The sequence below is a fragment of the Povalibacter uvarum genome (assembly GCF_014202975.1).
Lineage (GTDB): Bacteria > Pseudomonadota > Gammaproteobacteria > Steroidobacterales > Steroidobacteraceae > Steroidobacter > Steroidobacter uvarum.
This window is the reverse complement of sequence record NZ_JACHHZ010000003.1, coordinates 397,294-422,294: the sequence shown is the minus strand read 5'-3', so window position 1 is coordinate 422,294 and position 25,001 is coordinate 397,294. Positions and strand designations below refer to the sequence as shown.

The 25,001-nt window shown below is 63.1% G+C and carries 19 protein-coding genes; 8 read left to right on the top strand and 11 right to left on the bottom strand.

The features are described 5' to 3' along the window. Positions 1-66 precede the first annotated feature (66 nt). Both HNQ60_RS13215 and HNQ60_RS13210 read left to right on the top strand, forming a co-directional pair. Complete coding sequence (locus tag HNQ60_RS13215) at positions 67-1,398, top strand: amidohydrolase family protein (protein ID WP_184332504.1); 1,332 nt, start codon at positions 67-69, stop codon at positions 1,396-1,398. Positions 1,399-1,865: 467 nt separating this feature from the next. Further along, a complete protein-coding gene (locus tag HNQ60_RS13210) occupies positions 1,866-2,321 on the top strand; it encodes a host attachment protein (protein ID WP_184332502.1) in 456 nt (151 codons plus the stop codon). Positions 2,322-2,408: 87 nt separating this feature from the next. Here the strand turns inward: HNQ60_RS13210 and HNQ60_RS13205 are convergent, their stop codons facing one another. Beyond that, positions 2,409-2,882, bottom strand: a complete 474-nt coding sequence (locus HNQ60_RS13205) for a YciI family protein (RefSeq protein WP_184332500.1) — start codon at positions 2,880-2,882, stop codon at positions 2,409-2,411. A 550-nt stretch (positions 2,883-3,432) separates the two neighbouring features. Continuing rightward, a complete protein-coding gene (locus HNQ60_RS13200; RefSeq protein ID WP_184332498.1) occupies positions 3,433-3,738 on the bottom strand; it encodes a hypothetical protein in 306 nt (101 codons plus the stop codon). 141 nt (positions 3,739-3,879) lie between these two features. Here HNQ60_RS13200 and HNQ60_RS13195 point away from each other — a divergent pair, with 141 nt between their 5' ends. Together HNQ60_RS13195 and HNQ60_RS13190 are read left to right on the top strand one after the other, a co-directional pair. Next, positions 3,880-4,422 carry a (2Fe-2S)-binding protein gene (locus HNQ60_RS13195; protein ID WP_246433582.1) on the top strand — a complete coding sequence of 181 codons (543 nt, stop codon included), beginning with the start codon at positions 3,880-3,882 and terminating at the stop codon, positions 4,420-4,422. Next, a complete protein-coding gene (locus tag HNQ60_RS13190) occupies positions 4,419-6,530 on the top strand; it encodes a xanthine dehydrogenase family protein molybdopterin-binding subunit (protein WP_184332496.1) in 2,112 nt (703 codons plus the stop codon). The genes HNQ60_RS13195 and HNQ60_RS13190 overlap by 4 nt, the downstream gene beginning before the upstream one ends. 9 nt (positions 6,531-6,539) lie before the next feature. Here the strand turns inward: HNQ60_RS13190 and HNQ60_RS13185 are convergent, their stop codons facing one another. From HNQ60_RS13185 to HNQ60_RS13150, 8 genes are all read right to left on the bottom strand, one after another. Beyond that, positions 6,540-9,722: a CHAT domain-containing tetratricopeptide repeat protein gene (locus HNQ60_RS13185; protein ID WP_184332494.1), complete on the bottom strand. Its 3,183-nt coding sequence runs from the start codon at positions 9,720-9,722 to the stop codon at positions 6,540-6,542. A gap of 280 nt (positions 9,723-10,002) precedes the next feature. Beyond that, positions 10,003-10,386: a hypothetical protein gene (locus tag HNQ60_RS13180; RefSeq protein ID WP_184332492.1), complete on the bottom strand. Its 384-nt coding sequence runs from the start codon at positions 10,384-10,386 to the stop codon at positions 10,003-10,005. A gap of 28 nt (positions 10,387-10,414) precedes the next feature. Then, on the bottom strand, positions 10,415-11,875 hold the full coding sequence (locus HNQ60_RS13175) for a peroxidase family protein (protein ID WP_184332490.1): 1,461 nt from the start codon (positions 11,873-11,875) through the stop codon (positions 10,415-10,417). A gap of 226 nt (positions 11,876-12,101) precedes the next feature. Further along, a complete protein-coding gene (locus HNQ60_RS13170) occupies positions 12,102-13,115 on the bottom strand; it encodes a DUF6454 family protein (protein ID WP_184332488.1) in 1,014 nt (337 codons plus the stop codon). A gap of 87 nt (positions 13,116-13,202) precedes the next feature. Next, positions 13,203-14,312, bottom strand: a complete 1,110-nt coding sequence (locus HNQ60_RS13165; RefSeq protein WP_184332486.1) for an alpha/beta hydrolase — start codon at positions 14,310-14,312, stop codon at positions 13,203-13,205. 110 nt (positions 14,313-14,422) lie between these two features. Further along, a complete protein-coding gene (locus HNQ60_RS13160; RefSeq protein WP_184332484.1) occupies positions 14,423-15,529 on the bottom strand; it encodes an AraC family transcriptional regulator in 1,107 nt (368 codons plus the stop codon). A gap of 54 nt (positions 15,530-15,583) precedes the next feature. Further along, positions 15,584-17,563, bottom strand: coding sequence for a hybrid sensor histidine kinase/response regulator (locus HNQ60_RS13155; protein WP_184332482.1), 1,980 nt, complete (start codon positions 17,561-17,563; stop codon positions 15,584-15,586). Positions 17,564-17,673: 110 nt separating this feature from the next. Then, complete coding sequence (locus HNQ60_RS13150; protein WP_184332480.1) at positions 17,674-18,546, bottom strand: DUF3034 family protein; 873 nt, start codon at positions 18,544-18,546, stop codon at positions 17,674-17,676. Between the two features lie 210 nt (positions 18,547-18,756). On the opposite strand from HNQ60_RS13150, the gene HNQ60_RS13145 reads away from it, so the two are divergent. The 4 genes from HNQ60_RS13145 (at position 18,757) to HNQ60_RS13130 (ending at position 23,287) form a co-directional block, all read left to right on the top strand. Next, positions 18,757-19,200, top strand: a complete 444-nt coding sequence (locus HNQ60_RS13145) for a group I truncated hemoglobin (RefSeq protein WP_184332478.1) — start codon at positions 18,757-18,759, stop codon at positions 19,198-19,200. Beyond that, positions 19,197-19,865, top strand: coding sequence for a methylamine utilization protein (locus HNQ60_RS13140; RefSeq protein WP_184332476.1), 669 nt, complete (start codon positions 19,197-19,199; stop codon positions 19,863-19,865). The genes HNQ60_RS13145 and HNQ60_RS13140 overlap by 4 nt, the downstream gene beginning before the upstream one ends. Then, positions 19,865-22,270, top strand: a complete 2,406-nt coding sequence (locus HNQ60_RS13135) for a putative bifunctional diguanylate cyclase/phosphodiesterase (RefSeq protein ID WP_184332473.1) — start codon at positions 19,865-19,867, stop codon at positions 22,268-22,270. The genes HNQ60_RS13140 and HNQ60_RS13135 overlap by 1 nt, the downstream gene beginning before the upstream one ends. A gap of 81 nt (positions 22,271-22,351) precedes the next feature. Then, on the top strand, positions 22,352-23,287 hold the full coding sequence (locus tag HNQ60_RS13130; RefSeq protein WP_184332471.1) for a DUF2785 domain-containing protein: 936 nt from the start codon (positions 22,352-22,354) through the stop codon (positions 23,285-23,287). An 18-nt stretch (positions 23,288-23,305) separates the two neighbouring features. On the opposite strand, the gene HNQ60_RS13125 is transcribed toward HNQ60_RS13130, so the two are convergent. Next, a complete protein-coding gene (locus HNQ60_RS13125) occupies positions 23,306-24,847 on the bottom strand; it encodes a PD40 domain-containing protein (protein ID WP_184332469.1) in 1,542 nt (513 codons plus the stop codon). Positions 24,848-25,001: the final 154 nt, after the last annotated feature.

The following is a 25,001-nucleotide window of genomic DNA, read 5'->3' as shown; positions in this document are numbered from 1 at the left end:
GCTGCAACGACTCGGTCCCCGCATGGTAACCATGCAGTCACCTGCCTCACCGAGCGCGGCTTTTCGATGAACCTTCCTCCTCGCCTCCTCCTTGGCATCGTGCTCGTTGTCCTGGGCATCGCCTCGGCCCATCCAGCATCACCGATCGTCGTCACACGAGCAACGCTCTGGACGGAGACTGGCCTGGAGCAGGATCGGGAGTTGATCGCCGAAGGTGGCCTGATCACGGCCGTAGGTTCAAGCGGCTCTCTGCGACGGCCGAACGACGCGCGAGTGATCGACGCGAAGGGCGACACACTTTTGCCCGGGCTGATCGATGCTCACGTTCATCTGGTGAGCGGGGTGCGGCTGCCCGAGTCTTTCGATTCGAATGCCCGTGCGCGCGTCGCCGCGAAACAGCTACTTCGCTCCGGCGTTACGTCGGGTCGCGTGCACTTGTGGGACCTTCCGACGGCAACGGCATTCGCTCGCGATGTTTCGAGTGGTGCTGTCGTGTCGCCCCGCTTGCAGTTCGGGGGACCGGCGCTGTTCGGTGGACGAGCGGGCTGGGACTCTGAGCTAGGCAATGTCTGGGGCGTAAAGGGCGTTGACGATGCTCTTGCGAAAGTACGCCGCCTCCACGAGGCCGGCATGCAGTGGGTCACATTGCACGACCTGAGGCGCTTCGACGAAAAGGAGCTGGACGCGATCGTCGCCGAGAGCCGGCGACTGGGTTTGCGAGTGGCAGCGGCTGGGGACGTCCTCGAGGATATCGCAATCGCGACCCGCATCGGCGCCGAATCGATCGAATACCTGGAGCGCAGCGATTCGCTCCGCTACCCCGACGACGTCATCGCGAAACTTCGCGACCGCGGCACCAGATTGTTCATGGTGCCCGCGATCGGATTCCCACACCGCTTTGCCGCGTATCGACAAGGTCGAATGACGGTCGACGATCCACGATTGACCGAGTTCATGCCGCAGGACGTGGCCGCGTTCGCGATGAATGCTTTGCTTGAAGATCGCACGCGCGAGATTCGCTACGCGCCCACGTGGAACGAGATTCCCCCTGCGCTCCCTGCAAAATTCCAGCAACTGCACGCGGCGGGTCTTCAGATCGTTACGGGCACCGACTGCGGCTCGCCGGTGCATGTGCAGGCCGATGCCATCTGGCAGGAGCTCGAGACCTGGCGACGACTCGGTATCTCACCGTTCGAGATCGTTCGCGCAGCAACCGCGTTGAATGCCCGCTTGCTCGACGATCCACGAGCGGGCCAGTTGAAGCTCGACTCTCGCGCCGACTTCATCTTGTACCGGGGCAGCATCGATCGGGGAACGCTCGATGTCGAGCGTGTGCGCACAGTCGTGAAGGAAGGTGAGCTGTACGTGCGCGATGGACTGTGGATAACCGCGCGGTAGCAGAAGCAACCGACAGAGAATTCCCACGGGCAAAAAACCCGGATGACCGGAACTGCATCCGGTCGCGATGCGTCATGTTCCCCGGAAGCAGCGAAGTCATCGGCCTGATCGACGACAGACCTTGTACCAACGAGATCCGGAATCGAACGACCCCTGATGGAACGCTTCCAGGCGCAGATCAGTCTCGTATCCTGAAATCTGTTCAGACGAGAACCTACGTGATCTGGCACGAAGCCCCGCCTTTCGCGACGGGGCTTCACTTTATGCGCCGTTTTCCCTTATTCCCTCCCCTGCCGCTGCCCTGCAACATCTGTCCCATGCCGCCGTTCATGTCGTCGGCAGGACGGTCACGGCTGATCCATAATCCCAACAGGGTCAGGTGGAGTCGGGCCCGGAACCGCACTTCGACAACGCTCGTTGCAAACTGCGGTGCATCGCTCCCATCGCTTCAGAAGGTAGAGAAATCCATGAACCTGAGAATCGTCGTCACTGATGAACGCGAGGCGAACTTCTTCGACACCTCAAAGCTCGTCGGCCCTCTCACTGCACGTGGGTCTGTGCAGAACGGCGCCGCCGGCCTCAAGGACACGGACCTGGAAACCGATCGGCCGGGACGCCGTCACAATGGCTCCGCCAACGTCACGCGCGGTCATTCTCACGGCGTCGATGGCGAACGCAGCACGGAGCAGCACGACATCGAACTGTTCGCCAAGGCGGTTGCACAGCGCATCGATGCCGACAGGATGAAGAACAGCTTCGACAAGCTGCTGCTCATCGCTCCACCGAAGATGCTGGGACTACTGCGTCAGTCTCTGTCGACGCCGACGCGAGCGCTGGTGGCGGGAGAGGTTTCGAAGGACCTGAAGCGGCATGGAGCAGAAGCGATCCTGAAGGAGATCCCGGAGGATACGTTCTTCCACTAAGCTGTGAGCGACGAGCGATGAGCCAGAACGGAGTGAATCCTGCTCCCTTCTGGCTCACAGCTCACAGCCCATCGCCCATCGCCTCTCTCACATCTGCTTCTTCGCGACCTGCGAGTGCAGGTCGTTCACCAGCATCAGCGCCGCGCTTCCATAGTGGGCGTGGTACTCGGCGACCATCTCGCCGCTGATGATGACGGGGTCGGTCGCGACCTGCTGCTTGGCGGCTTCGATACCGTCGACAGCCAGAATGAAGATGCCTCGCCGCCCCTCGACGCCGTCGAGCGGCCCGGCATACGCGAGCACGCCCTCTTTGGCCAGTCGCTGCATGTTTGCGAAATGTCCCTTGAACATTTCCTTGCGTTCCGGAGTGTCGGCCATCGGCTTGGGCCCCGTCTTCAGGATCACGAGAACGTACTTGTGCATCCCATAGTCGTCGGCTCCGACCTTCGCGGCGAGCGCCGGGTCGTAAACAGACGGCGGTGACGGAGCGGCGCTATCGGCAGCGTGCAACACGGTTGCCAGAAACAGGCTCGCGATCCCGGCGACAATATGGTGTTTCATGAGCGCGACCTCGTGGAAGGGTGGCTCATTGTAGATTCAACCGCGATCGGTGCATGCGCTGCCGCGCCGCGAACAGCCTCGGCTCGTCGCGTGAGAACGTCGTTCGATCTGGTGGGGGTTCGCGGGAGTGACGGACGCGTCTTAGCGCGCTGAAACCCGGCGTCGGCGGGTCCGCGAGGGTCGGCCTTCCGAAACGGCCTGCAGCTGGAATTGAGCGGCGGCCATGGCGCTCTCGACGGAGTCGTAGCCGCTCATCCGGTCGAAGAGGTCCTGGTAGGGGGTCGCCGCGTGCGGAGACTTTTCGTACCCGAAACCGGATTGTTCCGCGAATATGCGCACGTACCCGCGGTCGTCATTGAGGAGATTGACGAGAGTTCGCATTCGATTCGATACCGCCCCGGAGCCCAAGCGACATAATCTAACGAAATCCACGCACCCAAAGTGAGAGCTACGTCTCACTGTAATGGCGCCGTCTGTGCTTCAACAGTACGCGAGCGGCCGCTGGGGGGCCATACATATATATGTAGGACGCGGAGGCCGAGCTGGCCGTTCAGTGCACCGCATCCTTGGCCGCTTCCTCGACTTCCCGCGCAGCTTCTTTCGCCTCAGCCGCCGCTTCGGAAGCCGCGGCCTTTGCGTCATCCGATGCCTCCTGCGCCATGTCCTTCACCGCATCGCCGAAGTCCTTGGCGGCTTCCTTAGCATCTTCGGCGGCATCGCGAATGTCTTCCGCGGGCCGACGATCGAGAGCGTCGTTGACCTTGTCTTCCGCGCGTTCCAGCGAAGATTGCTTTTCGCAGCCGCCGAGCAGCGCCATCGAGGCAACGAGCGGCACCCACAGAATTCGTGCGTTCATGTCATCTCCCCTTCCGAAAGCACGGAGGCTAGCGGCAGCTGATTCCGGACGCAAAGACTCCTTGCATTCGTCCCTGCCCCAAGCGTTTCGTCACGCGTAACGATACCGCCCGGGCGCCCGGCGCTCTAATAGGTCAGTTTCATGAGCCGGCGAACTACGATGGATGAAGCACCCGCTCCAGCACCCCTGAGGAACGCGACACTGACAATCAACGGCGCCTCCAGAAACGTGGAAGTGCCCGAAGACATGCCGCTGCTATGGGTGCTGCGCGATCGCATCCAGCTCACCGGCACGAAGTACGGCTGTGGAATGGGCTTGTGCGGCGCGTGCACCGTGCTGGTCGACGGCCAGCCCATCCGGTCCTGCATCACGCCAGCGGCAAGCCTTGCGGGCCGAGCCATCACGACGATCGAAGGCGTTGCAGGCTCATCGAGCCGGGCCGGCAAAGAAGTGCAGCGTGCGTGGCTCGCCGAAGCCGTGCCTCAATGTGGCTATTGCCAGTCGGGCCAGATCCTCGCAGCCACCGCGCTGCTGGAAGCGACACCGAAACCAACCGACGCGGACATCGATGCCGCGATGGCCGGGCATCTTTGTCGATGCGGCACGTATCCGCGCATACGCCGTGCAATCAAAAAAGCCGCGGCGGCTCTGTCGGAAACGACGCGGCCCGGCAGTCAGTCATGACCGAGCTCATGCTCACGCGTCGCGACTGCTTGCGCTACGGACTCGTGGGCGGCGCCCTGCTCGTCAGCTTCGGATCACATCCGTTCGCGGCCAGCGAAGGCCCGCGTCCCGGTCGCGATGCGACGCTCGGTGCCTGGATCCGGATCGGACACGACGACAGCGTCACGCTCCTCACCAACGCCACGGAAATGGGGCAAGGCGCGAACACCGGGCTCGCACAACTGCTCGCCGAAGAGCTTGGCGTCGAATGGCGGGATGTACGAATCGCCCCGGCGCCCATCGAACCCGAGTACTACTCGATGTGGAACGAATACCAGACCGGCGGCAGCGGTTCGGTGCGCGGCATGTTCGACAAGCTTCGCGAAGCGGGCGCTCTGGCCCGAACGCTACTGATCGCCGCGGCAGCAACACGATGGAAAGTCGACCCTGCGCAATGTCGCATCGAGGGACACTCAGTCGTCGACGCGACTACGACTCGTCGCGCGGGATTCGGGTCGCTCGCTGCAGACGCCGTAGCGCAACCTGCACCCGCGAAAGTACCGCTCACGCCGCGTGAACAGTGGCGCCTGATCGGCAAGACGCTGCCACGCTTCGATCTGCCGGGGAAAATCGATGGCAGCGCGCAGTACGGCATCGACGTCAACGTTCCGGACATGCTGATCGCAGCGATTGCGCAGGCGCCGCAGTTCGGCGCCACGCTGCAGTCGGTCGATGAACGCTCGGCAGCACGCATGCCGGGAGTTGTGCGAATCGTCAGATTGCCCAACGCGGTTGCCGTCGTTGCTGAAGACACCTGGAGCGCTCAGCGCGGCCTGCAGGCACTCGAGCCCCTGTGGACGACCGGCAAAGTGCCGAACAATGAACAGACTCAAGCGGCACTGACCAGCGCGTTGTCGGAACCTGGCACTGTCGAGGTACCGCGTGATCAGCAGGAGGCAACGATCCGGTCCACTCATGCAGCGGCCATGAGCTCGAGCGCCCGCCGCATCTCGGCCACATACGAAGTGCCTCTGCTTGCTCATGCATGCATGGAGCCGATGAATGCCACCGCGCACGTCGCCGGCGGCAAGGCGACGCTTTGGGTACCGACTCAGTTTCAGACCAAGACTCGTCGCGAAGTCGCTGCGGCGCTGGGACTGACCGAGTCGGATATCACCGTGAATACGACGCAACTCGGAGGCGGACTCGGACGACGACTCGAAGTGGACTACGCCGTTCAGGCAGCCCTGATCGCTCGCGAAATCCGCCGTCCCGTCAAACTCGTGTGGTCGCGCGCCGAGGACCTGCAGCACGACTTCTATCGACAGTCGGCAATGGCACGCTTCGAAGCCGGACTCGACGAAAGCGGCCGTGCAACAGCATTGCGCGTGCGTCTATCCGGGATTCGCGAAAGCGACGGTTGGGGCATCTCGCGATCGGTCTACGCGATTCCCAACGTGCTGCTGACCAATGCGAGCGTACCCACTGTCCTGCCGCTCGGCGCGTGGCGTGCGGTCGTCGCCAACCAGAATACATTCTTCCTCGAAAGCTTCGTCGATGAGATCGCTCATGCGAGCGGAACCAACCCGCTGCAGCTGCGCCGCTCTTTGCTGACGGATGAGCCCCGCTCGCTCCGCGTGCTGAATGCCGCCGTCGCAGCGGCTGGTGTCGAGAACGCGGGCGCGTCGGTCCATTTCGGGATGGCGATGGTGCGAGGGTTCGGCTCCATCTGCGCACAGATCGTACAGGTCTCGGTACGTGCTCGTGCCGTTCGTGTCGAACGAGTGACGTGCGCTATCGACTGCGGCACAGCCGTGAATCCCGACGCCGTTCGCGCACAAGCCGAAGGAGGCATCGCGCTCGGACTCTCCGCGACCGCGTACGAATCGATCTCCGTTCGCGACGGGCGCGTCGTGCAGAGCAACTTCCACGACTATCCCTTGTTGCGCTTCCCTCAGATGCCCGAGGTGAACGTGGTCATCGTGGACAGCCCGCAGGAGCGCGTCGGCGGCGCCGGCGAACCGCCCGTTCCTCCGCTGGCGCCCGCGCTCACTAACGCGATCTTTGCAGCTACAGGTGAGCGTATCCGCCGTCTGCCGCTGAGCGCCTCCGGGTGGACGCTGGCATAGCGGTGCCAATCAGAACGTCATCCGATCGTCCGGCGCCACTGTCGTCAGCACGTAGGGCGCCCAGAAGAACGGATCCGAGTATTGCGGTCGACGACTGAGTTCAACCTGTGCAGCTCGCAGCGCTTCCCCGACAGATCCGCGGGAAACGAGTTCCTTGTAGAAAAGCCCCATGAAGTCTGCTGACGCGCGGTCCGAGACCGGCCACAGCGTCGACATGACGTGCGACGCACCCTGCGCAATGAAGCCGCGCGTCAGGCTCATCAGTCCTTCTCCTCCGCGCTCCTCTCCCATCGCCGTTTCACATCCGCTTATGACGACGAGCTCATTGTTGAAGCGGTAGGTGAAGAGCTCGGTGAGCGTAACGAACCCGGAATCGACGCGAGGCCGGCTCACTGCGGCCAGTGCGAACCCCACATTGTCCGGACTCGATGCGCGAAAGTATCCGTGCGACGCGATGTGAAGCACGCGTGAGTTCCTGACCGGCAGGCTCCGCAGATTGTCGCGTGTCGCTTCCGAACCGACGTAGACGAGCGTCCGCCGCGGTGGGAACAGGCCTCTCAGTTGCTCCGCCTCCTTGGCCGTCCATGGCAGGCGCTGCTGTCGCGACGAAACCATGAGCGCGGCGCTGGAGCGGGTTCCCTCAGTCGCGCGAAATGCGGGATCGGCAAACAATGCAAGGTCGGCAGCGTACTCGACGGATCGCCGCGAACGCTGCATCAGATAGGCGCTGAGCGACGGCACTCTCCGGATCGCATAGAGACTCATCGCTGGCTGATACTCGCCGCCCGCGCTGCCGACGTGCAGCGCATTGAAGGGAATGCCGTGAAGCCCCTCGCCGGGAGAAACGATCCAGGTATGCGCACGCTGCCGGGTCGCTCGCTGTGGCAGCAATCGCATCGAGAGATCGCGCAGGGCCTGCACCTGGCGATCGCTTCGCTTCGTCACGGCATCGCTGAACCTCGCGGCGAGCTCGTAAATCTCCTTCTTGCTGCCGAGGTCGATGAAATCGAGCTTCGTTCGCGAAAGCACGAACAGAACGATCCGGTCTGTCGCAACGAAGTAGCACAACGCAACCTGCCCCTCCGCCAGGGATTTCTGGATCTCCTCGCCACCCAGGGGTCGGGGGACGGGAAGATCGCCGGCTCCCGCCAGCCTCGACAATGTCAGGAGGTCGTGTTCGTGATAGTAGGAAAGCGGCAACCCGTCGGCATCGTTAGAGAACGCCTCCGTGTTCGCGATCTCCGTGAGCGTATCGAGAGCGGGACTGTTCTCGACCTGGCGCAGGACGGCAGTCGGCGCCGCAAACTGCTGCCGCAGGCTGATCGCACGTGAGCGCTCGACAACATCGAGCGCGGCGAGAAGACTTTTCACGTCATGCTTCGTGTTGTAGTCAGCGATCAGCAACTCAGCCAGTCCGACGTATACGTCATCGGTTCTCCCGCTCCAGGCCGGCCCCAGGCGCTCGGCATCGAGCTGCGCATGGATCGATTCGATGGCTTCGATCGCCTGCCCTCCGAAGCTGATCGCCTCCGCAGTCCGATTCTGGGCGGCATGAACCGTCATTGATGCAGCCAGCGCTTCCACACGCGCCGTCGGATAGCGTGCGCTCGCCGCCGCGGTGACAGCTTCCCGCGCACTCGTGCGGGCAGCCGCATCATCGCCGCGGCTCTGCAGCACCCGCGCTTGTTGCACGAGCACCTTCGAGCGGGCATCTCCATCGCGCACCTGAGGAAGCAACGCGGCTGCTTCGCTGATCGCCTTCCATGCCTGATCGTTCCTGCCCTGCTCCAGGTAGTCGATGGTCAGTTCGTGCAATGCCTCTGCCTGAACGCGGTCATCCCCAGCCTTCTGCGCACGAGAATGACAGATGGCGTGCTGTGCAACGGCGTCCGGCAGGCGACCCATGAGTCGCTGCGCCGTACCCAGCTGGCAATGCATTCGTGTCGCTTCGCCGGGCTCGGAACGCTCCGCTATCTGGATCGCAGCGGCAAGAAAACGCTCTGACTTCGCATAGTCCCCGAGCGTCAGGTACGCCGCACCGAGAGCCCGATAGAGGATTTTGAGGCGCAGCGGATCGTCCATGCTGTCCACCAGGTGCAGAGCGCGCTCGTAGTGCTCTCTTGCTCTTCGCAAATCGCCGGTCCGTTCGAGCAGCGTGCCCAGGTTGTTCTCGATAATGGATTGCTCGCGCAGATCGCCAGCGCGCTGTGCGTAGTCGCGGGCACGGAAGTGCTGTTCGATCGATCGCCCGAGCAGGTCGGAGCGTCGCGCTCCAGTCGCGGCATTCGCCTGGAGCAGATACACGTAGCCCAGATTGTTGTGGATCATGCCGAGCAACTGGGCATCGTCACCGCTTTGCGCGAGCGACTGCCGGATCAGCCTCTCCCCGCCCGCAATATCACCGCCAGACAGCTTCACTTCTCCCAGCAGGTTGGTGATTTCCGCGATGTCGCGACGCGGTGCGAGCCCTCCCTTCCCATTGGATTCTCCTGCGATCGCAAGAGCTGTCTCGAGTGCAGCAGCACTCGCCGCAAAGTCCGCCTTCCTGTTCAGAAGGCTTCCGATCGCCCAATGAGCTGCATACTGCACATACGTTGAGTCCGGACGACCTTGCAGCAGCGAGCGCAGCGCCTGCAACGCCGAATCGTACTGATACCGCTGCATCTGGGCGAGCGCGGCGTAGAGCTGTGCATGCTCGGACAGAGAGCGGTCGAGAAGCGCTTGCCTGGCAGCTTGCTGATACAAATCGACGGCGGTCGTCCGCGCGGTCTGGGTGTCGGCCGCCCAGAGTGCTGCCGCATCGCTCAGCACCCTCAACGCGTTGATCTGAAGCACGTCCCTGCGTGACACATCGACAGGAGCGATGGAGTACGCGTCAGCTGTGCGCTGCTGATACGTCGCGTAGATACAGACCTTCGCAGCCGACGGCGCGGCGGGCAGGTAAATCCATTGAGGACCATTGCGACCGCCCGGGCTGCTGTACCTCGTCACCTGCGCACTGGCACGCTCGACCCGCACTTCGATGTCGATGTCGTTCGGCCGGATCTCGAGGATCACGGGAGCGCTACCGTCGCTCTTCGGCTGGTATGTGCCCAGGACCACGTGGCCGGGAGGCGATTCGCAGGCGGCGGCGTGCGCTCCCATCGAATGGCAGGAAATGGCGAAAAGGACGCTGACGAATCGCAGGGTCACAGGTGCCTACATACCGAAGCTTCGCCGGCAATGCTGCTTCGCGGCGCGCAGATGTGCATTCCACGCGCGGCACGCACCATTACGAGGCCTGACGATTCGCATGCGAATCGCCCAGGCTGATTGCTGAGTTTGTTTTTTGCGCCGCCCGGAGCGAGAGCATGCGCGAAGCGCAGGAGCAAAGCCAGCGCGAGGTTGAGTTCGCCCGGCACCGGCGAATGGGGCGAGAAGCTTCCTGCGTCAGGGCGGGAATCCATTCCCGCCACTCATAGACGGTAGTGAACTAACTCTTCGGCTTGGAGGGACAGATCCAGTAGCCGACTTCGCCGTCGGAGAACTGCAGCATGTGATGCATCGTCTTGGACTGCTGCTCCCCCTCCATTCGCAGCGTCTCCAGAATCCCTACGGAGCCGTGCCCAACCTGAGCTGTCAGCTTGCCATCTTTGGGAACGTAGGTCGCTCTCTCGATGGCTTCCTTGACGGCGTCGGACAGGTCGCCCTGAACCGTCACGATGACCTTCGCCGATTTGTCATCGTCGCCGAGGATGAACTTCAGTTCGACCCCAGCGGGAGGAAACCACCCATTGTGCGAGCTGAGACTCGAAAACCATTCGCCGCCGCTGACGTAGTCGCCCAGAAATTTCTCGATCGTCGTGTCGTCACTCATGGCCATACCTCCTGATTCAGAGCAACACTCAAAGCTTCGCTGCGCCAGCTTCTTTGCTGGCAACCGCGTTCAACAGATCGATCATTCGGAAATACCGCTGCCCATGCAGGTCCTTGGTGGGCCTGAGATGAGGCGGCCTGAGATAGGGGAGACGCAACGGCTCACGCAGAATCGATGGTGAGCTCAGCCAGACCAGCGCCCTGAGCACCTCTGCAACCAGCAGGCTTCCCAGCGTTCCCAAGCGACTGCCTCCGTGCATCGCTTGCGCCTCGGCGAGCAAGTAGTACCAGAGCGGCGTGCTGCGAAGAAAGTGCGCTGCGGCTGATGGAGAATCAAGCTCCTCGAACACGCGGCGCGACTTGAACGTTGCGCCGTGCCGGAAGGTGAGCATGGGATTCAGTTCGTCCTGCGACAGCTCCCTGAGATGCACAACGCTGGCGAGCGCCGGGTGGGCCCGCTGCACGTGACGGACCAATGCCTGCCCGTCGGGCAGCCCTGACTGGTTGCCGATGAGGAGGTTCTTCGTCGCGAGCGGCCCATCCGCCAACCGCACATGCACCGCAGGGTCGATATGCAGGGCTTCATTGAGCGGAGTCTCGCCTGCTGTGGAGTGGAAGAAGAAACGCCAGTCGACGAGATGACTGGCCGGCAGGCAGGGTTTCCCTCCGAATCCACCATCGCCGGTCATCTTGAACAAGCCCGCCAGATCGACACCCTGATCGCGGTTCAACTGATAGTCCGGTCGAACCATCGAGTGCCCGAACCTGAACGCGGCCGCGGAAAACTCGATTGGCATTCGCGGCATCTCTGATGCGGGGGGATTCCACAGGGTTCCGGTGTTTCCTCCGATGACGTACTCCCAAACGCGCCGCTCGAGGATCGTGTCGAGAAAGTCGTAGAGCACGACCTGTTGATAGTGAAGCACGACCTGAGTGCGGGCTGCATCGAACAATTCCTGGGCGCTGCTCCTGCTGCCGGTGCGGCGCAGTTCAGCGACGAAGAGATTGTGCAGCTTCAGGAACTGCACATGCAGTTGCGCCACGATGAGGTTCTCATCGTTCCGAACTTCGGGAATTCTGGCTTTCCTTGTTTCCTTGTCGCGCGGCAAATCGCCGTTGCCGGGCAATCCAGGGCTGCTCCCGTGCACCTCGCCGATCTGCATCTCGCCACTCGCTTCGTTGACAGCACTTTCCTTGTCATCGAAACCCTTGCCATACACAGAGTCGAGATCCAGCGTTGGGGTTCGAAGCTGGCGCATTGCGGGCACGGTGACCGGTCCGTCCGGGCGCTGCAACTTGCTGATGTCGTGAGCGATGAACTGCCCGAGATACACGTAGCCCGACCCCATTCGGATCGCGTTCTGGCGCTGCGCCCGGGCCATAGTGGCACCCAGTGCCGACAGCGACGCCTCTTCGAAAACGGCCGGTGAGAGATCAAACAGCGAAAAAAATCCGCCGGCGCCCGGAGGCGCTGCCCGCTTCGTGGCCATACCTGACCTCTTATCGTTCTTGTGCGCACATCATCGCATGTGCACGTTGCCCGACAAACTGCCGCAGCGAATCGCAGGGCATGCGATTCATTGGTCAGCGCGTCGTCCCTGATGACCTGTCGCGAACGGCGGGTGTGTCGCATCGATGGCGGTGAGTGCATTCGCAAAAAGAAGGGGCGCACCCGGCCGGGTACGCCCCTTCTTCAAACGAGCAATGACTGCGACGTTACTGCCGATTGATCCACGGCGTGATGTCGTAGATCAGCAGCTCTGCCTGGTTGTCGCTCTCGGTCATGAAGTAGCCGCGCATCTTGCCGTTGCCCAGCGGCTCCAGCCAGAACGCATTGTGGCTGAGCGACAGGCCGGGACTCGGACCGTTGCCCTCATCGATGAACCGATTGACGGGTACCTGATGCTCCATGCGGCCGGTGCGCAGATCGACGAGATCGATACCGCCGAAGGCGAAGTTGCCGAGCGGCGAGGAATACCCACCGACACCGCCGCAAAGCATGTATTCGATGCCCTGGTAGTGACAGTCCTGATAGTCGACGTAGAACTGCGGGTTCGGGATCCAGTCGGAAGACACGACGCGCGGCGCCCTGCCGCCCCGCTTCGCCACTTCCCACGTGTACAGGCGTCGCGAACCCCAGCTCACGCCATGCAGCGTGCCCGCATGCACGTTGTGAACGATGCCGCCGATGTGGTCCTTCTCGCTGAAGATCCGCTGTGCTTCGAGCGTTCTCGGATCGACGCGGTAGATATCGGTCTGGCTGTTCGGCCGATACTCCGCGACCGACACCCAGAGGTGACGCCCGTCGAAATCGATGCCGCCCGGATGGTACTTGGTGCCGTTCGTCAGCTCGACCTTGCCCAGCAGGTGGCCGGTCGCATCGAACTTGAACAGCCAGCCCCGGCCCGCACCGGTCGACCGATCGATCGTGAAATCATAGAGCGAATCGGTCGCGGCACCGTTGCGCACCGTGCTTTCCAGCACTTCCACGGCGGAGACGTAGAACACGTCGCCGACCTTGACGAGCCCTTGCGTATGGAAGTTCGCGAAGTCCGTCGTGACCGTGCCCACCTGCGTCCAGATCGCGTTCTTGCCGATCAGGCGAAAGAGCTGAGTCGTTTCGTTGTCGCGGAATTTCTTGCGCCACTCGCCGGCACCGTCGTGCGCGGAGACTGCTTGCGCGTGACCAGCGAGCAACAGGATGGATGCGAGCACGACTGCTGACTTCATGATGAACCTGCACGGCTGAGGGGACGCGCAGGTTTTATAGCGATCCAATGTTGCTCTTTGTTTGCATCTTCGATGCGGTTGCGCAGCTCACTGCAGTATGCGTTGCAACCACGGCATCAGGACTTCCAGCGCCGGCCCCGGATCGTTGCGGCCGTCACGCTCGGCGAAGGCTGCCTCGGGATCAGCGTAGATCGCGAAGTGATGGTCCATCTTTGGGATCACGCGGAACTGCGCCGCCCCCGCCTTCCGGCGATTCACCATGAGTGCGATCGCTTCGGCCGACCGCTGCTCCTCGAACCAGTCGTACTCGCCGATCAGCGCCAGCACGGGTGCATCGACCTCACCCCATGCCCCTGCCCAATTCCGGCGTTGCGCCTGCTGGTGAAACGCGAGCGGCCGGCCATAGTGCAGATCCCCCTTCGCGCCAACGATCTGGGACCAGACGTCCGCCAGCGAGGGATCACGCTGCGCGATCGCTGCCGGTGTCATCCCGCGATCGAGATAGTCCAGATGAAAGCGCACGTGCTGCATCATCGCGGCACGGATCTCATCGGGCTTGCGGCCCGAAAGCTCCATTGCTCGCCGGTCGAACGCGAGCATGCGCTCATACCACGTCCGCGCACCGCCTCCCCATACGGCAATGCCGCGCACGGATTGCCCCTGCGCAATCAATGGCGCGTACGTCGCCCCCATGCTGGCGCCGTAGATGGCGATCCGGTCCGGATCCACTCCCGGCATCGATCGCAGCTTCGCGAAGGCTGCCCGGTGATGGGCCAGCTCGGTTTCATAGTCGAGCGCGCTGCAATCGAGTCCGACGCTATCGCCGACCCCGGCTTTCTCCACTCGCAGGACCATTGCGCCGGAGTCTGTGATGACCCGCCGCAGCATTTGCGACCAACCGTCCTGGGCCGCCGGCGGAAGCTCGATGGTGCTGCACGACAGCCACTGGACGAACAGGATGGCGGGCAACCGCCCGGTCGCGCCCTGGGGCCGAGTCATGATGGTGCGCAGACGTACCCCGCTCCCTGCGGCGAGTTCCCCGTACACCGTGTCGATACCCGGAAACTCATCCGGCGCGCGCTGCACTTTGCGCGGCAGATCCCCTTCGATACGCGTGGCCGCAACGGACGGACTTGTGACGGCAACGATCGCGGCCACGAATGCGCACCAGCGACGCCAATGAAACGATTTCGACATGACGGCCCTCCCGGAGAATGCGAGAGGGAAAACTAGGGCAGCGGTGCCCGAGCGGCTCGCCGATTCCTCAGGAAAAGCTGGCCGAATCCGAAAAGCGATGAGTGAGGGCGCTACCGCACATGCCCCAGCTCCCTCCTGCCCGCTCCCCGAGCCCCGCAACCCGCGCCCTCTCTGCGATACTGCGTCGGCGTCGCATTGAAGTGGGTCTTGAAGGCCCGGTTGAAGGGGCCGATCGAGCCGAAGCCCGCGTCCAGGGCGATGGTGAGGACAGGTACGCGAGTCTGCTGTGGATCTCTCAGGCGGCTCGCGGCCTCGCGCAACCTGTGCAGGTGCAGGAAGTCGCTGAAATTGCGGAAGCCGAGTCCCTGGTTGATGACCCGCCGCAATATGTGCTCCTGCGTTCCGAGCACACCAGCCAGCTCCGCGATAGTCAGGCCGTCCCGGGCATAGAGACGCTCAGGCACGAGACGACGTTGCAGTTGTTCGAGCACCCGGCGCTCGAGCGTCGACAGCGAGTCGGTCATGGCAGCGGGTGGCGGCCGATCGAACCAATTGACGATCCGTATCCGCACGAAGCTGGCCAACGCCGCGAACGCACCCAGGCAGATGACGGCGAGATTCAGCAGAACGAGCGACCGCGGCGTCGGCTGCTGCAGCAGAAAAGCCGCCATCTGCACGATCACGACGATGCCCAGATAGACAGCGAGCGCCGGAACCACGATGCCGCGGATGCGTCGGCGGGACTCATCGAGATCGGCGCGCTTGCCGATGAGGATCGACAGCGGAGCCGCGACGATGAACCCCAGCGTGGCGGCGTTCAGCAGCAGCGTCGAAGCCAGCTCCATCCAGCTGCCGCTGAGTGCGTGCCCGGGAGCATCGGCCCACGCCTGCCAAACGCCAAGTGCAGCCATTCCCGCCAGGGATGCGCTGTGGACAGCTGAAATGCGGAAGCGATCCGCGAAGAGCGCTTCGCAACACATCCAGAACAACACGACCTTGCAGACACAAAGGGCAGTGAACGCATAGACGCCGATTCCGAGCCAGCCGGTGGCCCCGCGCGTGGAGGAAATGACGAAGGCAATTAGGCTCAGGCAGAAGAGCGCAGCGACCAGCGCCACATCGTCGCGGCGCCTCGAACGCAGAAAGAGCGTCGTCAGCAGTCCCAGCAGCAGGCAGGCGGCAACCCGAAGGGTTGCGTCGGGCAATGCGAAGCTCATGACAAGGTCTCCGGTGTGACCGGAGTTTAGTCCAGGCGGATGCCGGGGCGAACGTCAATGACCAGCGGCTCGTCGCGCCCGCAAATCCACACAGCGCGCATCCAGCTCCTCGCCGAGCTCCTCCACCGTATCGGGCTTCAGAATGATCCGGCCGATCCCCAGTTGCGCGGCGCGCTGCTGATCATCTTCGCGCGCATAACCGGACGTCATCACGATCGGCACATCGGGTCGCAGCTCACGCAGCGCAACGATCAGGTCGAAGCCATTCATGACGGGCATCGTCAGATCGGTCACGACGACGTCGAAGGCTGTTCCCTGCTCTTTGAACATCTTCAGCGCGTCGCGCGGATCGGTGCTGCACGTCACGCGATAGCCCGATCGCTCGAGCGTTCGCTGGATGAGATAAGCGATCGCTTCGTCGTCGTCCACGTAGAGGATGTGCTCGGTTCGCTTCGGCACCTGCGCGTTCTGCTGCTCTGACTGCACCGCTGCAGCGGCTTGCACCGCGAGCGGCAGCCACAACTGAAACGTCGTGCCCCGCCCCAGCTCGCTCTCGACGATGATCGTGCCGCCGCCCGCGGTCACGATGCCATGCACGACAGCCAGACCGAGGCCTGTGCCTTTGCCCTTCGGCTTGGTCGTGAAGAACGGCTCGAAGATGCGCGATCGCGTCTCTTCGCTCATCCCCGCGCCATTGTCGCGGATCGACACGCGGACATATGACGTGTCCGCGCGCAGGCTCGACGGCAGTTCATGCGACCCAGGCAGATCCGCAGTGACATCGATCGTTCCCGGGTTGTCACCGATGGCATGAATCGCGTTGGTGACGAGATTCACGATGACCTGTTCGAGCTCCGTCTGACCGAGCGTGCAGGAAACGCCGTTGTCATCGAGACGGGTATGGATGCTCACGTTCGGCGGCACAGCCGACGTCAACAGCTTCAGCGCCTCGTGAACGGCGGGCTGCAAGGGTGTCACCGCCGGCACAAGAGGCTGCCGTGCGGCGAATGTCAGAATGCGGCGAACCAGATCTCCCGCGCGCGTTGCCGCTTTCGAGATCTCCTGCAACGAAGGCGTCGCCGGATGGTGTGAATCGAGATCGCTCAACGCGAGCTGGGCATTCCCGCTGATCACGAGCACGAGATTGTTGAAGTCGTGCGCGATACCGCCGGCCAGCGTCCCCAGCGCCTGGAGCTTCTGGCTCTGTCGCAGGGATTCTTCGGCGGTCTTGAGCTTCGTCACGTCGACGAACGCGCCGATCACGCGCAGCACGTTTCCATTCGCATCCTTCTCCACGCGGCCGCGGGTCTGCAGCCATTGAAGCCGACCGTCAGCCCGTGCGACGCGAAACTCAGCAGTATGAAAAACGCCGGTCGCGGCAGTCAGCTCCGCCGCGCGAATCGTTGACTGCCTGTCGTCAGGGTGAATGTATTGGCGCAAGCCCGCGAGGTCTGCCGATTGCGAGCTACCGGGATCGAGCCCCCACAGCCGGCCGCCTGTCGGATCCCAGTAGAACCTCTGATCATTCGCCTGCCAGATCCATGTCGCCATCTCGCCGGCATCGAGCGCGGCAAGCAGTCTGTCCTCTGCTTCCCGATGCGCCGCTTCCGCGCGCCGGATCGTGGAAACGTCGGTGCAGGTGCCTATCCACGCGATCACCTCTCCCGCCGGATTGCGGACAGGCGCGCCATGGCAGGCCATCGAGCGCCATTCGCCGCTGCGATGCCTAACACGAAACTCCGTATGCAGATCCTGTCCGTCGCGCAGTGCCTGCTCGCGCGCCCGTATCAGGTTGGGAAGATCTTTCGAATGAATGCTCGCCAGCCAACCCTCGCCGGCAATCTTGTCCTGCGGCACGCCCGTGAAGGCGTTCCACGTCAGATCGGCGATATCGTCGGGCGGATGTGCGTCCGGGGGCGGCGCCTTGCCGTCCGCGTCGGTGACCCAGATGATCTGGACAGCGGTTCGCAGCAGCGCCAGCAGTCTGGATTCGCGGCTGGCAAGAGCGGCCCACAGACTCGTGACTGGATCCACCTTGGGAAGTCCCGCGACAGCGGCTCGCTGAAAATGAGACGGATAGGATGCTTCGGGCGACTACGTCTTGCAATCGCACGAAGCGGCAGTCGACGAAAATCCGCCGGAAGCTAGAAACTGGCCTGGAGCGACGCGTACCAACCGCGCTGATCGTCCTTGTCGGCGATGTTGCCGAGGTCAACGTGCGCAAGGGTCAATGAAACGTTCTTGAAGGGAATGAAGGCGACGAACGCATCCCAGCTGTCGTCCTCCCGGAACACACTCAGGTTGTCCGGCTTCATGCGGTACTCGGCACCGGCAACGATATGGTCGGTCAGGAAGATCGCGGTGCTGAGCTCAGGCTGCAGCGTATAGCCGTCCTCGAGATCGCCGCCAAAACCGAGAATGCCGAACTGATTCGCCCGCGTCGCCCGAAGCGTTCCGTTCAGGAGCGTGGTGCGACCCGCTGCGCCGGAGAGCCAGATCTTCGTTGCCGCGACGTAGTAGTCGATGTCCTCTCCGTCACGCGCCCCAAGCAGCGTCGGGACGAAATCGAAATCCTTGTTGCGCTTGAACTGCGCACCCACGGCAATCTGCGGCCACGGCGAGTCCTGTGCGAACACGGCATCGCCGAACACTTTCACCTTCACACCGAACACGTCCTGGCGAATCGATTCGCCCGGCACCGTGGTGCCCAGATCGAATTTCTGGCGCGCGTACGACAGCTCGACGCGGTCGTGGATGCCGACGCTGAGACCGCAGCTCATGAGCTCGAAGTCATCCGGCTCGACGCTCGTGCAGAAGCCGCTCCCGCCGATCTGATCGCGCGTTCCGAGACCCGCGATCAACGCCCACGGCGAGAGACCGCCGCCAGCGGCGCCCTCAATCTGCGTCACTCCGCCGGTGGCCAGCAGGCGATCACCCGCCAGGGCGGCCCCGCTGGCACTGAGCAGACCCAGGCCAACCGCTGCCCCCAAAAAACCGACACGCTTTGCCGCAGACATTCCCACTCCGCTTCGATTGCCGAACCGCGATCCCTGCCGGATCGCGTGAATGACGCATGTTCCTTGAGAACAGCGGATCAGGAGCGCGACCTGTCGCACACCCGTTGGCCATTGGGGGTTTGCCTCATGTGGCCGATGTGAGCCAGTTAACACGGCCGATCGGGCAGTCCCCGCAGAATCGCCGGCATATTCCGTCATGCCGAGCGACCGATGGCTTCCGTTTCCAAAGCCTCTCCGAAGGCTGCTTTTCTGGGCGCAATCGCCCTGGCGGGCGCCCTCCACCTGTCGACCGCCCGCGCCGAAGCCACTCTGTACGATCGCATCGGCAGCGATCGGCTGGGAGCGATCGCCAACGAGCTCGTCGACCGGTCGTCGAGCGATCCGCGCACGAGCCGCTCCTGGCGCAAGGTTTCCCTGCATCGCGTGAAGAGCATGCTCACCGTCTATCTCTGCTCGATCACCGGTGGCCCGTGCACATACGACGGCGACAACATGAAGGACATCCACGCCGGCCTCGACATCACCGAGGCTGAGATGTTCGCGATGGTCCAGAGCCTGCGCGACATCATGGTCAGCCAGGAAGTGCCGTTGCGCGAGCGAAACGAACTGCTTGCGCTGCTCGCCCCGTCAAAGCGCGATGTGGTGACGAAATGAGCACTCACTCCCTGCACCTCGTCGTCGCCGCCACGACTCTGGTGGTCAGCGCTATCGCCGGCGCGTCAAACGTCAACACGACGATCGTGGACGACAAGGGCAAGCCGGTCGCCGATGCCATCGTCTATTTCATGCCTGGGCAGACGATCGCGCCCGCTTCCGGGAAGCACGTCATCATCGATCAGGTCGACAAGGAATTCGTGCCGCGCGTGACCGTCGTCCAGACCGGCACGGCGATCGACTTTCCGAACAACGACAACATCCGCCACCAGGTCTACTCGTTCTCGCCGGCGAAGACGTTTCAGTTGAAGCTCTACTCCGGAAAGCCGAGCGCACCGGTGATGTTCGACAAGAGCGGCGTCGCGGTCCTCGGCTGCAACATCCACGATCACATGATCGCCTGGGTGCTGGCGGTCGACACGCCCTACTTCGTTCGCACGGATGCCCAGGGACGCGCGAAGCTGGGCAACCTGCCCGACGGCACGTATGAAATGGTCGTCTGGCATCCGGGCATGCAGCAACCGCTGTCACAGGGCAGGATCGACAGCAGCGGCTCCGGCACGATCGACCGCTCAGTTACCGTCGCCCTCGGTTCGCTCCTGGGTGCCGCAACGATCTCCGGCGAGACTGCTTCACACGCAGGGCACGATCACCCAGGCCTGTAATGTTCCGGCACCTGCGAACCCGCATCATCGTCTTCTTCGTCGCGCTGATCGGGCTCGTCCAGATCGCTGCCTTCCTTCTCGTCGATTCCGCGAACTCCACCAACGCACGGCAGAAGATCGAATCGGAGCTCGAAGTCGGTGAGCGCATCTTCGCCCGGCTGCTCGAGCAGAATCGCGATCGTCTCTCGCAAACGGCACGCGTCATGGCAGCGGATTACGGGCTGCGCGAGGCCATCGCCACCAACGATTCCGGCACGGCCGTTTCCGCGCTGCGCAATCATGCGGGCCGCATCAATGCCAGCATGGCAATGCTGGTCTCCCTCGATCGCAGCGTCATTGCCGATACGCTCGCGCCCGACTCGCAGCCGCATCAGTTCGAATTTCCGCTGCTGATCGATCGAGCCGCTCGCGAAGGCAGCGCTTCCTCGATCGAGCTCATCAACGGTCACGCGTACCAGCTCGTGGTCGTTCCGGTGATGGCGCCCCTGCCCATCTCGTGGATCGTGCTCGGCTTCGTCGTCGACGATCAGCTCGCCCGCGAACTGCGCCAGCTGACGGCGCTGGAAGTTTCGTTTCTCGCCCAATCGAATGTAGGTCCACGCTGGCGCGTGCTCGCTTCGACGCTGGACGCCCAGGACGTCTCTCAGACCGAGCAGTTGCCCGCGCTGCCGGAAGCAGCGCACGTCCATCTCATCGGCACCGACAATGCCGAGCAACAGGTCCGCGTCATTGCCCTCGACCATCTGGGCGACACGAATCTGGCTGCCGTTCTCCAGCGATCGGTTGCGGAGGCCGTCGCAGCGTTCGATCGCCTCAGCAACACATTGCTCGCCCTCGGCGTTGCAACATTGCTGCTGTCCATTGTCGGCAGCGTCTTCATTGCAGCCACGATCACCCGCCCCATCAGCGACCTCTCGCATGCCGCCGAGAAGATCCAGCGCGGTGACTACGCCGACAGCGTCAACGCCACGACCAAGGACGAGATTGGCGTGCTGGCCACCAGCCTGAACCACATGCGCGAGGGCATTGCGGCCCGTGAAGATCAGATCCTGAAGCTCGCGTACCGCGACGCGCTGACCGACCTCCCCAACAGGGCGCTGTTCAACAAACTGCTGGCGCAATCGCTCTCGGCCGCCCGCCCGGCAAGCATGTCGCCCAGCGTCCTCGTAATGAACATCGATCGGTTCCGCACAGTCAATGAGACGCTCGGTTTCAGCGTGGGCGATCACATGCTGCGGGAAGTCGCTGGCCGGCTCAGCGCACTGGCTCGTCCGGGTGATGTAGTCGCGCGGCTCGGCGGCGATGAGTTCGCTGTCCTGATCGAGGACGTCGCATCCGAAGATGCCGTGCGCTTCGCGCAGCGAATCCTGCGCTCGCTCGAGAAGCCGATCGCCTATGACGAGCAGCCGCTCGACGTGGGCGCCAGTATCGGCATCGCACACTTCCCCGAGCACGGGGCCAACGCATCGGCACTCCTGCGCAACGCCGACATCGCAATGCACCTGGCGAAGACCGGAAAGACCGGGTACGCAGTCTACGACCCCCAGAACGCGTCCCGGAATGAACGCCGCCTCTCGCTGCTCAGCGACCTGCGCGGTGCGATCGACCGCAGCGAACTGCGTGTCTTCTATCAGCCGCGAATCTCGCTGACGTCGCACGCCGCCGCGGCCGTCGAAGCGCTCGTGCGCTGGCAGCACCCGACGCGAGGCGTGGTCCCTCCTTCCGAGTTCGTTCCCTTCGCCGAGCAGACCGGCCATATCCGGCTCATCACGCGCTGGGTCCTGGAAGAGTCGATCAAGCAGTTCGGCCGCTGGCGGGAGAAAGGCATTCATCTGCGCATCTCCGTCAATATCGCGGCGCGCGACCTCATGAATCGCGATCTGCCGGAGATCGTCGAAGGACTGCTGCTTCGATACGCGATGCCGGCCGACATGCTCTGCCTGGAGATCACCGAAAGCGGCTTCATGGAAGATCCGGCGTACGCACAACGAGTGCTTGAGCGACTGCACGATCTCGGCGTGCATCTCGCGATCGACGACTACGGCACGGGCTATTCCTCGCTGAACTACATCTCGCGGCTTCCGGTGAAGGAGCTGAAGATCGACCGGAGCTTCGTCATTGGCATGATGAACGACACGACGACGTCGATGATCGTCCGTTCCACGATCGAGCTCGGGCACAGCCTGGGACTGAAGGTCGTCGCCGAGGGCGTGGAAGACGAGGCGAGCTACAACCACCTGGTGTCGCTGGGCTGCGATCATGCGCAGGGCTACTTCATGAGCCGGCCCGTCTCCGCCGCGGATCTCGAACAATGGCTGCGCAACTCGCGCTGGGGCCAGAACTCGTACGAGCCGAACAGGACAGCGCGTATATCGTTGCTGGTACCGAAAACCTCCGCACCCTGATCACCGCGCGGTCCATCCGCTCGGCGCTGTCGGGCCACAGTCCGCCGAACCGACCTGACAAAGAGGGCTGGCTACGGGAGAATGCGCCGCACCTTCCTCACCGTAGCGGCCGCTGTGAGCACTTCGAAGTTCGTTCTCGCCCTCGCCTTGCTGGCCTGCTGCAAATCGGTCGTCGCGCAGTCCTGCCCGCCGGCGGAGTTCTCGCGCGAGCGCCTCCTGAAACTGCGCGAGCAGCAGTTCAACCTCGACGATAGCCAGAAAGCCAATGAACTCGCGATGGCGTTGCTGCCGTGCCTCGCGAGCGAAGACCCGCAACTGCGCGACGCAATTGCGTACGAAGCGATTGCGACATGGGCGCGCGGCAAGCAGCTCGCGGCTTCGACAGCACGGGACATGCTCGCAAAGCTCCTCCCGCAGATTGCGCAAGACTATCCGGAAGGACCGGGCTTCACGAAACCATTCTCCGCGCTGGTGCTCGCCGAAATCGCGCGCATGGACCGAATCGAACCCTTTCTCGATGACGCAGGACGCAAGGCATTCGTAGCGGCAGCCGCAAGCTACGTCGGTTCGGTCGACGACTATCGAGGCTACGACGAAGCGGTGGGCTGGCGGCACGGCGTCGCTCACGGTGCCGACCTGCTCATGCAACTCGCGCTGAATCCGAGGGTCGATGCAGAAGGTCTGCGGGCGATCCTGGACGCAGTCGCGATACAGGTGTCTCCGGCAAGGACTCACTTCTACATCTATGGCGAGAGTGCCCGTCTTGCCCGACCCATCGTGTTTGCGGCTCGACGACAACTCCTGTCGGCCTCGGACTGGCAGAGCTGGCTGGCCCGGATCACGGCGGCCTCTCCGCTGACTAGCTGGGATGACGCGTTCTCATCCCAGACCGGGCTCGCCAAGCGGCACAATACGCAGGCCTTCCTCACCGCCGTGTTTACTATGCTGCGCGATGAGCCGGATGCGCAGAAGGTATTGCGCGAGCCTCTCGTGCACGCGCTGAGCCAGGTTCCCTGAGCCATGTGACATCGCCCGTCAGTCGGCGATATCCGAGTTGCTCACGAATGCCAGCTTGCGCCCATCCGGCGACCAGGAGGGAACGTTGATCGTCCCCTGCCCTCCGTACACATAGGCAATGACCTTCGCCGGCCCACCTTCTGCAGGCATCAGGCGCAGGTACACGCGCTTGTAGTACGGATGATCGCCCGGAGCGATCTCATCGACGTAACTGATCATGGACAGCCACTTCCCATCCGGCGACACGTGCGGAAACCAGTTGTTGTACTCGTCGTTCGTCAGCGCCTGCTGATCCGTTCCGTCCGGCTTCATGCGGAAGATCTGCATCTTCCCGTTGCGCATCGAGTTGAAATAGATGAACCGGCCGTCCGGGCTGTACTCAGGACCATCGTCGACGCCCATTGCGCTGGTCAGCCGGATTTCCTCCCCGCTGCCGTCAGCAGCGATCCTGTAGATGTCAGCGTCACCATCGCGAATTCCCGTGTAGACCAGCCACCGGGCATCTGGAGACCAGCCATGCAGGTACGACGGCGTGCGCGGAGTGATTCGCTTCGGCGCTCCCCCTGAGCTCGGCAACGTGTAGATCGTCGATTCGCCCTTGTCGGTGCTCTGGTCCGATATCCCCAGCATCGACCCGTCGAATGAGAGTACGTGATCATTGTTGTTGCGGATGGCGAAGCCCGTATCGATCAGCGCTGCCTTGTGAGTCACCAGATCGAATCGGTACAGACGGCCTCGATGCTGTGGATCGCTCCCGCTGGTGTTGTAGATCAGCGCTGCGCCGTCGGTCGTCCAGTTCGGCGCCTCGAACGGTTGCTTCGAGCTGTAGAGCAGCTGCCGATGACCCGTAGCGACATCCAGCAGCTCGAGGTGACTGCCGATGTAGTCGCGATAGGGCACGAAATCCGGCTTCGCCGGCTTGATGACGCGCACATTCCTGAAGACAGCCTGCTCGATGACGCCAGAATCATGCGAACACAGAACCAGGCCAACGTAAGGCACGTCGCCCACGTCGATATCGGCGACCTGCACCGTCCTGAAGGGCTCGCCGTGTTTCGCCGCCGAAAAGATGTATGTGTTGCCGCGGCGCTCCAACTGCAGAACATCAGCGGCTCTCACCGCCGCTTCGATCTGCTCGGTTGCAGCCGCCTTCGCGCGCCTCCATTGCAGAGACACGAGACCGTCGCCGTGCACAACACCGTCGACGTACGACGCATCGTCATCGAGACTGCTGCGAACGATCAGGCCGGCCTTGCGATGCGGATCAACGCCCTTGCCTGCGAAGTCGACCCGGGCCTGCACGATGAAGTCGCCTCGCAGGCGCTTCCACGCGAAGTGAAACTCATCGCGAGCTCCCCACATGTTGGCGCCAGCGGCCGACAGCTGATACGTCTGCGACGCGGCGTTGTACGTCGCATCGCCTTTGAGTTTCGGCGCGCCCACGTCCTGGTGCGCCTCAAACTCGCCGGGCGCGGCCACGACATCCTGCGATTCAGCGGGCCTGGGAATGGAAGCAGTTGCGATGACGCAAAGTGTGAGCAGCGCTTTCGAATAGTTCATGTCGGTCTCGCAGGCGTTGTTGCGATCCGGCACGGCGCGGCGACGCGCGCAGCAGTGGCTGCTGCCCGTGTCGTCTCTGGCTCCCCCAACAGCACGCGCGGTCATGCCGGCGCATGTTATCGATACCAATGCTGCCCGGTTCGCGAGGTTAGCT

Excerpts from the sequence above, each read along its gene's own strand:
- HNQ60_RS13210 (WP_184332502.1), top strand. The coding sequence starts at position 1,866 with ATGAACCTGAGAATCGTCGTCACTGATGAACGCGAGGCGAACTTCTTC.
- HNQ60_RS13175 (WP_184332490.1), bottom strand. The coding sequence starts at position 11,875 with ATGGCCACGAAGCGGGCAGCGCCTCCGGGCGCCGGCGGATTTTTTTCG.
- HNQ60_RS13195 (WP_246433582.1), top strand. The coding sequence starts at position 3,880 with ATGAGCCGGCGAACTACGATGGATGAAGCACCCGCTCCAGCACCCCTG.
- HNQ60_RS13135 (WP_184332473.1), top strand. The coding sequence starts at position 19,865 with ATGTTCCGGCACCTGCGAACCCGCATCATCGTCTTCTTCGTCGCGCTG.
- HNQ60_RS13130 (WP_184332471.1), top strand. The coding sequence starts at position 22,352 with ATGCGCCGCACCTTCCTCACCGTAGCGGCCGCTGTGAGCACTTCGAAG.
- HNQ60_RS13165 (WP_184332486.1), bottom strand. The coding sequence starts at position 14,312 with ATGTCGAAATCGTTTCATTGGCGTCGCTGGTGCGCATTCGTGGCCGCG.
- HNQ60_RS13205 (WP_184332500.1), bottom strand. The coding sequence starts at position 2,882 with ATGAAACACCATATTGTCGCCGGGATCGCGAGCCTGTTTCTGGCAACC.
- HNQ60_RS13140 (WP_184332476.1), top strand. The coding sequence starts at position 19,197 with ATGAGCACTCACTCCCTGCACCTCGTCGTCGCCGCCACGACTCTGGTG.
- HNQ60_RS13200 (WP_184332498.1), bottom strand. The coding sequence starts at position 3,738 with ATGAACGCACGAATTCTGTGGGTGCCGCTCGTTGCCTCGATGGCGCTG.
- HNQ60_RS13170 (WP_184332488.1), bottom strand. The coding sequence starts at position 13,115 with ATGAAGTCAGCAGTCGTGCTCGCATCCATCCTGTTGCTCGCTGGTCAC.
- HNQ60_RS13125 (WP_184332469.1), bottom strand. The coding sequence starts at position 24,847 with ATGAACTATTCGAAAGCGCTGCTCACACTTTGCGTCATCGCAACTGCT.
- HNQ60_RS13160 (WP_184332484.1), bottom strand. The coding sequence starts at position 15,529 with ATGAGCTTCGCATTGCCCGACGCAACCCTTCGGGTTGCCGCCTGCCTG.
- HNQ60_RS13145 (WP_184332478.1), top strand. The coding sequence starts at position 18,757 with ATGGCTTCCGTTTCCAAAGCCTCTCCGAAGGCTGCTTTTCTGGGCGCA.
- HNQ60_RS13190 (WP_184332496.1), top strand. The coding sequence starts at position 4,419 with ATGACCGAGCTCATGCTCACGCGTCGCGACTGCTTGCGCTACGGACTC.
- HNQ60_RS13150 (WP_184332480.1), bottom strand. The coding sequence starts at position 18,546 with ATGTCTGCGGCAAAGCGTGTCGGTTTTTTGGGGGCAGCGGTTGGCCTG.
- HNQ60_RS13180 (WP_184332492.1), bottom strand. The coding sequence starts at position 10,386 with ATGAGTGACGACACGACGATCGAGAAATTTCTGGGCGACTACGTCAGC.
- HNQ60_RS13215 (WP_184332504.1), top strand. The coding sequence starts at position 67 with ATGAACCTTCCTCCTCGCCTCCTCCTTGGCATCGTGCTCGTTGTCCTG.